Below are 13,286 nucleotides of genomic sequence, written 5' to 3'. Positions count from 1 at the left end.
GATTTCGCCTGATTTCGTTTAACGGCGGGCGGGAGCAAGCCCCGCACCCTGCTTCATTTTTCGCAAACCATTTCGCGACGACTATCATAACACCATAAAGTAGCGGCGCGAGTATCTGATATGTACGAGCGAGAATTTACTACCTATGAGCAAGCATTTGGTGCGTATAAGCAGATATTTGATGCGTACGAACAAGCAGTTAGCACGTACGAGCAGTTATCAACCAACACCCCGTTTTTCAATTAGGGCGTATGAAGCAATTGCTACTCTTGGGGCTGGGGCTGCTGGCGGGCTTCAGCAGCTTTGCTCAGGCAACTGGATACGATGAGCACACGGCGCACACGCTCGAATTCATCGAAAACAAAGGCCAGTGGGATGCCCACGCCCGCTACGCCGCTGCCTTACCCGGCGGCCGCCTCTTCGCCGAAGCCGACGGCCTGACCTTCGCCCTGCTGGCCGATGACGGCCGGGCGCACCACGGCCGGCATGTCCCCGGCGATGTGCCCGCCGCCAGCCGGGCCGTGCGCGGCCACGCCCTCACCCTGCACTTCGAAAACGCCGCCCCCACCCTGCTCACGGCCGAAACCCTCACCGCCGAACACCGCAGCTACTTCCTCGGGGCCGACCCCAGCCACTGGGCCGCCGACGTGCGCAGCTACCGCGAGCTGCGCTACAACGAGCTGTGGCCCGGCATCGGGGCGCGGGTGTACGAAAGCGCCGACCAGCACCTGGAGTACGATTTCACACTGGCTCCGGGAGCCAACCCCACTGCCATAGCCCTGCGGCACGACGGCGCCGACGCCCTGACCCTGGACGGCGAGGGCAACCTCGTGGTGAAAACCAGCGTGGGCAACCTCACCGAGCGCGCCCCGCAGGCCTGGCAAACCGATGCCGCCGGCCAGCGCCACGCCGTGCCCTGCCGCTACGTGCTGGCGGAGCGCACCGCGCACTTTGCCCTGGGCCACTACGATGCTTCCCGCCCACTCACAATCGACCCGGTGGTGGTGTTTGCCTCTTACACCGGGGCCACTTCCGACAACTGGGGCTTCACGGCGACTTATGATGCGCAGGGCAACCTCTACTCGGGTGGCATCACCTTTGGGGCCGGCTACCCGGCCAGCCCGGGCGCGTTCCAAACCACGTTTGCGCAGCTCATTGACATTGCCATCATCAAGTACAACACCCACGTGAGCGGGCCGGCGGCGCGGGTGTGGGCCACCTACCTGGGTGGCAACGGCCCGGATTTTCCGCATAGCCTGGTGGTGAATAATCAGGGCGAGCTGCTGGTGCTGGGCTCCACGGGCTCCAGCAACTACCCCACCACGGCCGGGTCGGTTCAGCGCATTTTCGGCGGCGGCACGGCGGCGCAGCCGTTTGGCAATTTCGCCGCGCCCTACGACCTGCCCACCGGCTCCGACCTCATCATCACCCGCCTGAACGCCGATGCCACGGCCCTGGTGGGCTCTACCTATCTGGGCGGCACCGGCAACGACGGCGTGCTGCCGTTGTATCCCAACCTCTACCCTTCCAGCTCCGCCAAGCAGCTGGTGCACAATTACGGCGACCCTTTTCGGGGCGATATCCTGGTGGATGCGGCCGATAACGTGTACATCGCCTCGCACACGGCTTCGGCCGATTTTCCGGTGACGCGGGGCCTCGGCCTCACCTACCGGGGCGGCAGCTCCGATGGCGTGGTGTGCAAGCTCACGCCCGCCCTCACGGCCCTCACCTGGGCCAGCTACCTGGGCGGCCGGGGGGCCGATGCCGCGTATTCCATCCAGCTGGAGCCAACCACCGGCGATGTGTACGTGGCGGGCGGCACCACCAGCAACAACTTTCCGGCCACGACCGGGGCTTACCGCACCACCCCGTACGGCGATGTGGAAGGCTTTGCGGTGCGCATCGCGGCCAATGGTACCAGCCTGCTGCGGGCCACCTACGTGGGCACCACCGACTACGACCAGGCGTATTTTCTGCAGCTGGGCACCGATGGCGGGGTGTACCTGCTGGGCCAGACGCTGGGCCAGTTCCCGACCACGCCCGGCCTGTTCCACACGGCCAACGGCACGCAGTTTATTCAAAAGCTCGATGCCAACCTAGGCCAGAGCCTACTCACCACGTCCTTCGGCAGCCTCGATTCCGTCAATATAGGCCGGGTCAGCCTCAGCCCCACGGCCTTCCTCGTCGACCGCTGCGACCGGGTGTACGTGTGCGGCTGGGGCGGCATGGTGAACGGCCGCTACCTGCCCGATTTCCCGGCCGCCAACCATTACCAGGAAGGCAACGGCAGCACCACCGGCCTGCCCCTGACGGCCGATGCGCTGCAACGCAACACCGATGGCAACGACTTCTACTTGGCCCAGTTTTCGGCCGGCCTCACGGCCCTCACCTACGGCACCTACTACGGCCACGTGGACCCCAATGCCGAAGGCGAGCACGTGGACGGCGGCACTTCGCGCTTCGACCCGCGCGGCGTTGTTTATCAAGCGGTTTGCTCGTGCTTTTCCTACACGGGCTTTCCCATTCCGCCCGAAGCGAATACGTATTCAACCACCAACAACAGCGGGACGCTGGGCGGGCCGGCCGGCTGCAACAACGCGGCGTTTGTGCTCAACTTCCAGCCCAATATTGCCAACGCCGGCCCGGCGCAGGCGCTGTGCGTCACGGCGGGCCCGGTGCCGCTGGTGGGCAGCCCAGCCGGCGGCACGTTCACAGGGCCGGGCGTAACGGGCAGTGTGGCCACAGGCTTCGTTTTCACACCCACGCCTGCTTTGGTGGGCGTGAACACCGTGACTTATACGGTACTGAGCACCGGCCTGTGTACGACCTCCGACACCCGCCGCATCACCGTGCTGGCCCCACTCACGGCCGGGGCCGATACCGTGCTATGTGCTGGCAGCACGGCAACGGTCCGACTTAGCGGCACGCCGGCAGGCGGCACGTTTAGCGGGCCGGGGGTGGCGGGCAGTGTGGCTTCGGGCTTCAATTTCACGCTGCCGGCCGGGTTCACGGGCACCGCTACGCTGACTTACACCGTCACGAATACTACCTGCTCGGGGGCCAGCACGGCTACCCGGCGCATATCGGTAGCGCCCGTACCGCTGGTGCAGGCCAGCTGGCAGCCCGTGGCCTGCCCCGAAAATCGCCAAGTCCCGCTCACGCTGCGCTTCACGCTCATTAGCTCCAGTAATTCCTCAACGCCCACCGTGGTCTGGGAATTTGGCGATGGCACGCAGTCGACCGAAGTTAGCCCCGTGCATACCTACACCACGCCCGGCAGCTACCAGCCCCGCGTGCGGCTGCGCTACAACCTCGACCGCTGCGAGACCACCACGACCACGCCACTGGTAGAGGTCAAAGAGCGCAAACCCGTGCCCAACATCATTACCCCCAATGGCGACAGCCAGAACCAGACCTTCCAGCTTGGTCCCGGCTGTGCGCCCCGCCTTCAGGTGTTTTCGCGCTGGGGCCAGAAGATATTCGAGTCTGCCGCTTACCACGACGAATGGAACGCCGACGGCCAGCCCAACGGCATCTACTACTATTTAGCCTCTTATCCCGATGGGCAGCAGCTGAAAGGCTGGGTGGAAGTGCGGCGGTAGTCAACCGCAATTAAGAGCTCGAAGCCACGCGCTGCCATAGCCAGCGCACATCGGCCCAGCCCGGCAGAATATCCGTCCACGTCGCCTCAATAGCCCGGCGGTAGCGCCCCACCAAGTACAGCACCCCGGCCGCGTAGGAAGCCGACATGCTCAGCGCCGCGCCCACGATGCCCAGCTGCGGCACCAGCAGCAAACACGCGGGCACCGTCACGGCCAAGCCCAGCAGCGTAGCGCGGTTGTTGATGCCGTATTGACCCGTACCGGCGAAGTACGTGCTGGCCTGCATTCCGGCGCCATTGATGAAAATGCCCGGGGCCAGCGCCATAATGACCCCGTGCGCCGCCCCAAATTCCGGCCCGAAAATGGCCACCAGCCAACCGGCCGGCACGGCGGCCAGCACCAGCACGGCCCCTGCCGTGGCCAGCAGCGTGAGCCGGCTGCCACGCAAGGCCGCGTGGGTTTGCTCGCGCTTGTCGGGCGCATTCACCAGCGCCACATACTGGATGAGGGCCGTGCTGCGCGGAATCAGCCAGATGGCCTCGGCCAGTGCCACGCCCACCGAGAGAATGCCCAGCGCCCGCGTATCGGCCAAGTATGCCACGGCGTAGTAGCTGAAACGGTAATTGGCGAAGGCCAGCAGGTTGGATAAATGTGCGCCCCGGCTGTGGCGGGCCAACTCCCGCGCCGCCGCCCGGCGTCGAATGCGGCGGCTACCCCAGGCATCGGGCAGGCGCAGCAGCAGCGCCGTGCTGATGAGCCACGTTAGGCCGTAGGCCAGGTAGTTGGCGTAGTAATAGGCATCAATGGAAAGCCAGCGCAACGGCCCGAACGCCACCGCCAGCGCCACGGCCAGCAGCCCGGCCTGCGTGGTGGTGAGCACGTTATACATGCGCTCCCGCTGCCGGCCCAGCAGCAAAAAGACGTTGATAGACAGCAGCACCTGCACCAGCGCCACCGCCCCGAGGTGCAACACGTAGGCCACGCCCACCGGCCGCAGCAGGCCCACGATGGCCGCCCCGCCCAGGCTCACCAGCGCGCCCCAGCCGTAGGCGGGCAGCAGCAGCAGCCACACGTTGCGGCGCGGCACCAGGTATATCAAGGACGAGCCGCCCACCAGCCCCGCCAGCAGCGACAACCCCGCCACATCGGTGATAAACAGGCTGACTTGCCCGCGCCCCGCCGCCCCCAGATAGCGCGCCGTGAGCCACACCACCGCGAAGCTCAGCCCCGCCGTGAGCACCCGCGCCGCAAAATGCTGGAGAATGCGCTTTATCATACCAAAGAAGGAGCCGGTCGAAATGGAAGGCGCATAATGCTGTTGGGGCCGGAAAAATCAGCTTTTGTACCGATTCTGTACTCTTATTACTCGTTTAATACTTTTCGATACAATTCGCCAAACGCCTGCCCTACCGCAGCCGGGGCACACCGCGCCGTAGCATCCGCTCTTAGTTGGGTTGAGTCGAAGTGAATTTCCCCACCAATCAACTGTTTCAGAGCGTTTTCTAAAGCAATTTCATCATCAGGATTTACCAGCAGGCCGAAGGCGTTTTCGGGCTGAAAAAGCTCGGGCACGCCGCCGGTGCGGGTGGCCACTACCGGGCAGCCGCTGGCCCGCGCCTCCAGCAGCACGCAGCCGAAGGTTTCGGCGCGGCTGAAGGACACCAGCGCGGTGGCGCGGGCCATTTCGGCGGCCACGGCTTCGTGCGGCAGCTTGCCTAGGAAGGTCACGGTGCCGTCGGCCAGCAGGTTTAGCTCGGTGGCATAGGCACGCAGCAGCTGCTCATCGGGACCGTAGCCGGCAATGCGCAGCTTCAGGCCGGGCCGGGCGGCGCGCAGCCGCGCCACCACCCGCAGCACGCCGGATATGTTCTTCACCTGGTCGTGAAAAGCGGAAACGTGCAGCAATGTGGGCGGAAACGCCGCCTTGCCAGTAACTGCTGCTTCGCTAGCAACGAATGAAACATCAGTTGCTTTGATTTTGGCTGGTTTCTCAGGATGGAAAAGCTCGGTATCCACCACGTTGGCGATAACCACGGAGCGCGGGTTCACAAAGCCCAGTGCGGCCATGGCCCGCCGCAGGCCATCTGACACGGTGTGCATGGCCGCCGCGCGCCGCACCACCGCCCACGTGAGCACCCGGCGCAGCCACGAAATGCCGCCTGCCCGCTCGGGCAGATACAGTGTCCAATGCTCCGTGACGATGAACGGGATGCCGCGCACCGCCCGCAGCGCCCACGCAAATAGGCCCGTGCGCAGCAGCACGTGCACATGCACCAAATCGGGCCGCTGGCCGTCCCAGTGCCGCCGCAGCCGCCGGTAGCCGCGCAGCAGGCACCAGAAATACAGCAGCAGCTTCAGCGGCTTATCAACCAAACCCAGGCCGGTGGGCGCGGCGCGATAGTAGTAGCGCAGCGTGGGCCACGGGCCGCTGAAATCCTCCTCGGCCTCAATCAAGCCCGGCAGCGGCCCCCGCGCCACGGCCGCGAACAGCACCGCTACCTCCGCTCCGCCGTGCGCCGCGATGGCCGCCACGTGCCGCGCCACGAAGTCGCCGTCCTGGTCATCGTAGCGGTTGGGGTACCACTTGGGCAGGTGCAAAACGCGGGGCGTTTTCAAAGGGAATGCGAAAGAGGAAACGAGTTGATTAGCCTGCAAGGTACTACCTGAGCCAAGCGTCGGCGCACAAAAAAGCCGCTGCTCCCAACGGAAGCAGCGGCTTAAAAATGCACTGAGCGGGCTGACTAGAACGAGTAGCGCAGGCCCAGCTGGCCCTGCCAGCGCGAGGCCAGCTGGTCGATGGAGTAGGTGGCCGGCGTGCCATAGGTGAAGGCCGGGCGATTGAACGTAGCGGCGTTGTAGCCGCTGGCCACGGTGCCGGCGCTGTTGATGTAGCCCACTTGCGTGAGGCCGGTGCCCAAGGTCGAGTTGAAGGTATTGGGCACGAAGTACTGACGGCCCCAGTTGCTGTTCAGCAGGTTGCCGAAGTTGATGATGTCCAGCGACACCTGCAGGGTGTGGCCTTTGGGCGTGATGCCGGCGGCATCGGCGTCCAAGTTACCGAGTTTCATGTCCAGCATCAGGCGGATGTCGGCCTGGTTGTTCCAGGGGGTGCGGCCGGCGTTGCGCTCGGTGTACTGGCCGCGGCGGGTGCTCAGGTAGCTGTCGCCGTCCACGAAGCTGTTGAAGGCGGCGTTGCGGCTGGCATCGAGCAGGTAGGGGCTTTTATCATCAACGCGGCTCACGATGGCGATGTCGCCGGCCGTGGCCGGGATGTAGGCCAGCTGCACGTTGTTCTGCTGGCCGTTGCCGAAGTTGTAGTTGGTGTACGTCCAGGTGTAGGGCGAGCCGCTGGCGTAGGTGAGCACCGAGGTGAAGTAGCCGGTGAAGCGCTGGGCGAAGGTTTTGTGCAGGTTGAGGGAGGCCACCACGCGGTGGCGCAGGTCGAAGTTGGAGAAGGCCAGGGCGGGGTCGTTCACGTTCAGGGCCGGGTTCAGCTCCCAGTTGCTCTGGGGCGAGTTGCGGATGCCGTTGCTGATGTCGTAGCTCTTGCCGTAGGTGTAGGCCACCGAAGCATCCACCAGATTATTAATGGTCTGGCCCACCGAGCCGGTAAGCTGGTAGCGGTAGCCCTGAGTGGTGTTGGTCAGGAAAAAGGCGTTCGACAGGCCCGTATTTACCCGAGCGTTGCCGCCGGCCGGGGCCGAGTACACGGGCGTCTGCGTCGGGCCGTTGGCCAGGTAGGTCACGTTGTCGGTGAGGTTGATGTTCTGGAACTTCACGTCCTGCAAGGTCTTGGTGTATAGGCCTTCTACCGAGAAGCGTGTGCCCGTGGGCAGCTTGAAATCGAAAGCCAGCGACGAGCGCCACACCTTGGGCATCTTGAAGTTGTTGTCAATCAGATTGACTTCCGTGGGGCCGGCCTTCAGGTTGGTGGCGTTGTAGTTGGCGGGCGGCAACTGCGCGTAAATCAGGTTCGGGTCGGTGTTGAGGTACACGGTTTTCACGCCGGTGTTGGAGGCCGCCTGAATATTATTGTAGTCCACCGAGTTGAAATTCACGCCGTTGTTATAATAAGCGTAGCCGAACCAGGCAAACGGCACCCGGCCGGTGAAGATGCCCGAGCCGCCGCGAATCACGAACGACTGGTCACCCTTCACATCGTAGTTGAAGCCCAGACGGGGCGAAAACTGCACCTGACCCAGGTAGTTGTTGTTCAGCTCGCTCCAGGGCGTGTGTGAGTAGGTCTGGTTCAGCGTTTTGGCATCGTTCTGCGGGTTGTTCACTAGGGCCGTGTTCAGGGTGGGCTTGGTGGGCAGCGAGGCAATGTCGAAGCGGATGCCGGGTGTGATTTTTAGCTTATCGGTCACGTTCCACTCATCCTGCAGGTAGGCGCTGTAGAAGTTGATATTGAAGGCTGCCGAGGGGTTGTTGTAGTTGTAGGCATAGGAGTTGTCGCCCTGCGTGCCGTTGTTGTAAGTGCCGCGGATGCGGCTGGGCTTGTCGTTCAGGAAGTCGTTCACGTTGTTGTACTCGATACGGCCGTTCCAGGAGTTGATGAAGCCGTAATCGATGTGGTAGAACTCGTTGTGCGTGCCCAGCGTGAGGGCGTGCGAGCCCACGTAGTACGTGAAGTTGTCGGTCAGCTCGAACGTTTTCTGGCGCGTGTTGAAGATGCTGGCCTCGCGGTCGGAACCGAGCAGAATCTGGTTCGAGCCGGCGTAGTAGGTGGCGGTGCCGGGCGTGCCCACGGTGGTGCCCACGCCGTTAATCTGCACGGCCGGGAACAGGTTGCCCTGCCCGCCGATGAGGTCGCGGTAGTCGTGAATGTTGGTGTAGCCCAGAATCAGGTTGTTCGAGAACTTGCTGCTGAAGTTGCTCTTCACTTCCAGCACCGTCGAGTTCTGAATGTTGTGCTGCGTGTAGTCCTGCGAGCCGAACTTGAACAGGCTGCCCGAGCGCTCCAGGTTGGTGGCTTCGGAGGTGATGAAGTTGTGACGCAGCGCGATGCTGGTTTTCTCATCCAGGTTGAAGTCGAGGCGGCCGAAAATCTTGTTGCTGTTCGCGTGGATGTTGTAGTCGCCATAGTCGCCCACGTTGTAGCGGGCGGTGGTGGTCTGGGGCCCGGTATTGGTCGCGTTGGGAACCACGCCGCCGTTGCCGTTCGAAATCACGGTGTTGTAGTTGTTCAGCTTGTTGGTAATGGCCTGGGCCAAGTCCGCCGTCACCGGCGAGCCGGGCTGGCCGGCCCCGTAGAACTGGGGCTCCTGGCGGCGGGCAATTTCCGCGTTGGTGAAGAAAAACAGCTTGTTTTTGATGATGGGGCCGCCGATGCGGAAACCCGTCTGGTAGTCGTGGTACTCCGAGCCAATTTTGGCTTTATCGCTGTCGATGCTGCGGCCGGTCACGTTCTGGTTGCGGCCGTAGCCATACACCGAGCCCGTCACCTCGTTGGTGCCCGAGCGCGTCACGGCATTCACCGAGCCGCCCGTGAAGTTGCCCAGCTTCACATCATACGGGGCCACTTGCGCCTGAATCTCCTGAATGGCATCGAGCGAAATGGGGTTGGCGCGGGCCGAGCCGCCGGGCAGGCCGCTGGTGCCGCTCTGCCCGCCCAGCGAGGGCGAAAAGCCGATGGCGTCGTTGTTCACGGCCCCGTCCAGGGTCACGTTGTTGTAGCGGAACGAGCTGCCCGCGAACGAGCCGTTGGAGTTGCGCGGGTCGAGGCGCGTGAAGTCCGAAATGCTGCGCGAGATGGTGGGCAGCTGCTGGATGGAGGCGCCGCTCACGTTGGTGCCGGCCCCGGTTTTGGTGGCCTGGGTGTTGCCCACCACCACTACTTCGTTCAGGGCCTGGGCCTCGGCCGCCAGCACGAAGTTGAGGCGGGTGGTATTGCCCAGGGTCAGGAATACGTTGTCAATCTTCTGCTCCTTGTAACCCACGTAGGTTACCGTTACCTCATAAGGGCCGCCGGGGGCCAGGTTCGGAATGGTGAAGCGGCCGTCGGGCTCGGTGCCGGTGCCGCGCTTGGTGCCGGTGGGCATATTGGTGGCCACCACGGTCACGCCAATGAGGTCTTCGCCCTTGTCGGAAGTCACTTTTCCGCTCAGCGCGGATGTCGTTACCTGCGCCGAAGCCAGGTGTTGAATGACCAGAAAAAGCAAGCTGAAACAAGCAGCTCGCACTCCAATAACATACTTCATGATGAAGGGGGAATGTTTGAGCCACAAAGTTCCGGCGGTATCCAAGGGGGTAACATGAAGATTGATTCATGAAATTGTTATGCCTCAGACTGGTTGGTAACAATAAGGCAACAACCAAATCCACTTCCATCCCAGCAAAAAAGCCTGCCCCACGAATGGGACAGGCTCATAGCTCAAGCATAACATAGCCTTAATCAACACATATATAGTGTATTCGAATAGCCTTTGTCATTCCGACGCAGGAGGAATCTGAGGTAATCTGTTAAACGGTTTTACCCAGATTCCTCCTGCGTCGGAATGACAGCCCAACTACTTAGCGACCACGAAGCGCACCGACTGCACCATGTCGCCGGTGGTCACCGTGGCCAGGTACATGCCGGGAGCCAGCGTGGCGGGCAGCAGCAGGCGCTGCGGGCCGGCCGACAGCTTGCCGCCGTTCAGCACCACGGCCACTTCGCGGCCCATCATGTCCACCACGCGCACGGTGGCGGTGGTAGCGGTTTTCACGTCGAAGCCCAGGGTGGCGGCGGTGCCATCGGTCGGGTTGGGCGATACGGTGAGGGCTTGCAGCGGGGCGCTCACCACTTCGCGGTTGGCGAGTACCGCGCCGGGCGTATTATAGCAGGTAATTTGGGGGTTGAAGTTGGTCCAGCCGGTGGCCCAGTTGGCCTGCGCCGTGCCGGCCGGGCCAAACGCGCCGCGGAAGCTCACAACATCGAAGGTGCTGTTTACGCCGATGCCGGCGCTGGTCAGCTTAGCGCTAGTGAAGGCCGCGCCCGTGTTCAGCGCCGAAGCGGTGGGCAGGCCAAAGTTTGGCGCGCACTGCTTGTTGTTGCCGCAGGCTCCGTTAAACTGGAAGTTGTCGGCGTTCAGCCCGAGGCCGGCCACGGTGCGGGTGGTATCGTTGCTGCTGCCGATGAAAGTATTGATGTTGAAACCAGCCGTGTTGCCGGCGCTGCTGGTGACGCGGGCCACGCGGCCGGGCAGCGGGGTGTAGCCGGCAAACACGTTATTCTGCAGCTGAAGCGCGTTGCTGGCGGCATTGGCCGTCGTCAGGTTGGCCGAGTTGCTGTTCAGCACCACGCCGTAGCGGCGATTGGCAAACACAGAATTGAAAATACTTTCGGCCGAGTTGCGGCGAATCAGCGCCCCGGCGGCGGAGGCAAATGGTGCCGCGTACGTCGTCTGGTCGGGCATGATGACGGTCATGTTCGAGAACACGGCCGAGGTCTGGGGCGTGTTGGCGGTACCGGTGGCGTCGTTGTCGCTTTCGAAGCCGTTTGAGACGCCGCTGTTGGGGTAGTCGCCGCGCTGGGGGTCGCGCACGGCCACCCCAAATTGCACGCGGCCCGAGAAGCCGTTGTCGGTATCGAAGTCGTCGTCGGTGCCGGCCATCGCAATCAGGTACTTGGCGTTAACCGTGCCGCCGAACCACTCAAAGGAGTCATCACCGGAAGCCGTTACCTGAATGTGGTCGATGGTGGTGCCCGCGCCTACGCCGCCCAGCGTCAGGCCATTGATTTCGCTGTCCTGGATGAACGAAACGCCGGGAAACTCGATGCGCACATACTGCATCACGCCCGAGTTGTCCAGCGGGTCGTTGCCGCCGAAGGTGCCTACTACGCCGCCCTCAATGGTGGGGGTGCCGGGCAGGTTCTGCGGAGCGCGGCCCAGCAGAATGATGCCGCCCCAGTCCCCGGGAGCCCGCAAGCCGGCCGGCTGGTTCGAGGTGAAAACGATGGGCTGAGTAGCCGTACCGGCGGCATTGATTTTCGCCCCCTGACGGATAATGAGGGAGCCTTTATTGGTCAGGTCGCCCTTGATGATGGTGCCCGGCTCGATGGTGAGCGTGGCATTGTTATCCACGTACACGAATCCGTTCAGCAGATAAATATTATTGCGCGTCCAAGTGGTGTTGGTCGTGATGGTCTGGGCTGCTACCGTGACCACGTTGGAAGCCGTGGCCGGGCAGGCCGTCTGCGCCTGCGAGGCTAAGGGAGCGGCCAGCGAAGCCAGCGCGAGCAGAACGGGAAGTACAATTTTTTTCATGGCGAAAGCAGGATTTGGGGAGGTGATAATTGGTGAGGCAAAGGTCCGAGCGTTTCTACTGGCCGTGGTTTCTGGCACGGTTACCTTTTGGCCATCATGTGGTTAAGCCATTGTTACCCGCGCCGGGCAAGCGGGCTAGAAATGGTAAGTCACACCCAGCGTAGAGTAGACGCCGCGCTTGTAGCGGGCAAAGGATTTGCCGTCCTCCGTGCCGTTGATGGCACCGTTGCGGTCGAAGTCGTAGTACTGCCGCACCTCTTGGTTGAGCAGGTTCTGCACCCCGGCCCGAACTTCGACGTGCGAGCCGATGCCCTTGGTCACGGCCACGTCCACGGTGTGGCGCGGCAGCTCGATGATGGAAGGGTTCTGGAAGACATCGCCCACGAACGTGATGCGCGGCCCAATGACGTTGTACTGCGCCGACACCTGCCACTTGGCTTCGGTGTCCTGGTAAAACAGGCCCAGGTTCACTACGTAGGGCGACTGCCCCTGCAAGGCACGGGGCGGCAGCGCAAACTGCTTCTTGGTCACCGGGTTCCGGTTGTTGGGATTGAGCGAATCCAGCTCCACCCGGCTGTGAATCAGCGATAAATTGGCTACCAGCGAGAAGCGTTGCAGGAACGCGCTTTCCGTGAGGCCCACCAGCGACTTGCGCACTTCCAGCTCGGCCCCCACGTCGTAGGCCTGCTTGGCGTTCTGGTAGGTAAGGTAAAGCTCCGCGCTGGGCTTCGAGGACGTCACCTGCTCGATGGCGTTGGTGAAATACTTGTAGAAAACACCCACCGAAATCAGCTCCGAGCGCGTGGGGTAAAACTCGTAGCGCAGGTCGGCGTTGTAAATGCGGGCCGTCACCAGGTCTTTATTGCCTTCGATAAAGAAGTCATTGTTCACGTCGTAGTACGTGTACTGGGCAATTTCCCGGAATTCGGGGCGGTTCACCGAAATGCTGCCCCCGGCGCGCAACAGGCTGCGGTCGTTGAAGTTATAGGTCGCATTGAGAGAGGGCAGCACGAACGTGCGCTCCTCGGAATAAGGCTCGTCGGTGGTGCGGCCCGATACGAGCTTCTTGCGGTTGTACTCAACCCGCACCCCACCCGAGAGATTGAACTTGTCGGAAAACGGGAGCACGGTGCCCAGGTAGCCGGCTATCAGGCGGTTATTGCCGGTATAACGGTCTTCCGGGTTGGTGCCTTCCAGCAGGGTCAGGCCTTTCACGGGGTCCAGGTTAGCGGCGCTGAAAATGGTGCTCAACGGCTGCTCGCGGATGCTGGGGTTAATATTCCGGCCCGCCACGTAGTTGAAGTAGCGGCTGTCATAGTCCCGCTTTTTTTCCTCGGCATAGAAGCCCAGGCGCAGCTTTATCTGGTTCACACCCAGCGTGTCGCGGCCATTGAAACGGCGCTCTATCTGGCCGCTGGCCATGTAGGTATTTTCC

The 13,286-nt window shown here is 62.7% G+C and carries 6 protein-coding genes; 1 reads left to right on the top strand and 5 read right to left on the bottom strand.

What is annotated here, in order from left to right:
• Nucleotides 1–251: 251 nt before the first annotated feature.
• Nucleotides 252–3,602, top strand: a complete 3,351-nt coding sequence (locus tag AAFH49_RS18285; protein ID WP_342300446.1) for a DUF7948 domain-containing protein — start codon at nucleotides 252–254, stop codon at nucleotides 3,600–3,602.
• Nucleotides 3,603–3,612: 10 nt separating this feature from the next.
• Here AAFH49_RS18285 and AAFH49_RS18280 read toward each other — a convergent pair whose 3' ends face one another.
• The 5 genes from AAFH49_RS18280 to AAFH49_RS18260 form a co-directional block, all read right to left on the bottom strand.
• Nucleotides 3,613–4,878, bottom strand: coding sequence for a lipopolysaccharide biosynthesis protein (locus AAFH49_RS18280; protein ID WP_342300444.1), 1,266 nt, complete (start codon nucleotides 4,876–4,878; stop codon nucleotides 3,613–3,615).
• A gap of 86 nt (nucleotides 4,879–4,964) precedes the next feature.
• Complete coding sequence (locus AAFH49_RS18275; RefSeq protein ID WP_342300443.1) at nucleotides 4,965–6,218, bottom strand: glycosyltransferase; 1,254 nt, start codon at nucleotides 6,216–6,218, stop codon at nucleotides 4,965–4,967.
• A gap of 125 nt (nucleotides 6,219–6,343) precedes the next feature.
• Nucleotides 6,344–9,802: a TonB-dependent receptor gene (locus AAFH49_RS18270; RefSeq protein ID WP_342300441.1), complete on the bottom strand. Its 3,459-nt coding sequence runs from the start codon at nucleotides 9,800–9,802 to the stop codon at nucleotides 6,344–6,346.
• Between the two features lie 309 nt (nucleotides 9,803–10,111).
• Nucleotides 10,112–11,851: a T9SS type A sorting domain-containing protein gene (locus AAFH49_RS18265; RefSeq protein WP_342300440.1), complete on the bottom strand. Its 1,740-nt coding sequence runs from the start codon at nucleotides 11,849–11,851 to the stop codon at nucleotides 10,112–10,114.
• Nucleotides 11,852–11,986: 135 nt separating this feature from the next.
• On the bottom strand, nucleotides 11,987–13,286 hold a 1,300-nt coding region (locus AAFH49_RS18260), incomplete at its 5' end, for a TonB-dependent receptor domain-containing protein (protein WP_342300439.1).

The organism is Hymenobacter segetis, assembly GCF_038448715.1.
Taxonomy (GTDB): Bacteria; Bacteroidota; Bacteroidia; order Cytophagales; family Hymenobacteraceae; genus Hymenobacter; species Hymenobacter segetis.
This window is presented reverse-complemented; position numbering and strand designations above follow the sequence as displayed.

Excerpts from the sequence above, each read along its gene's own strand:
- AAFH49_RS18285 (WP_342300446.1), top strand. The coding sequence starts at position 252 with ATGAAGCAATTGCTACTCTTGGGGCTGGGGCTGCTGGCGGGCTTCAGC.
- AAFH49_RS18280 (WP_342300444.1), bottom strand. The coding sequence starts at position 4,878 with ATGATAAAGCGCATTCTCCAGCATTTTGCGGCGCGGGTGCTCACGGCG.
- AAFH49_RS18270 (WP_342300441.1), bottom strand. The coding sequence starts at position 9,802 with ATGAAGTATGTTATTGGAGTGCGAGCTGCTTGTTTCAGCTTGCTTTTT.
- AAFH49_RS18265 (WP_342300440.1), bottom strand. The coding sequence starts at position 11,851 with ATGAAAAAAATTGTACTTCCCGTTCTGCTCGCGCTGGCTTCGCTGGCC.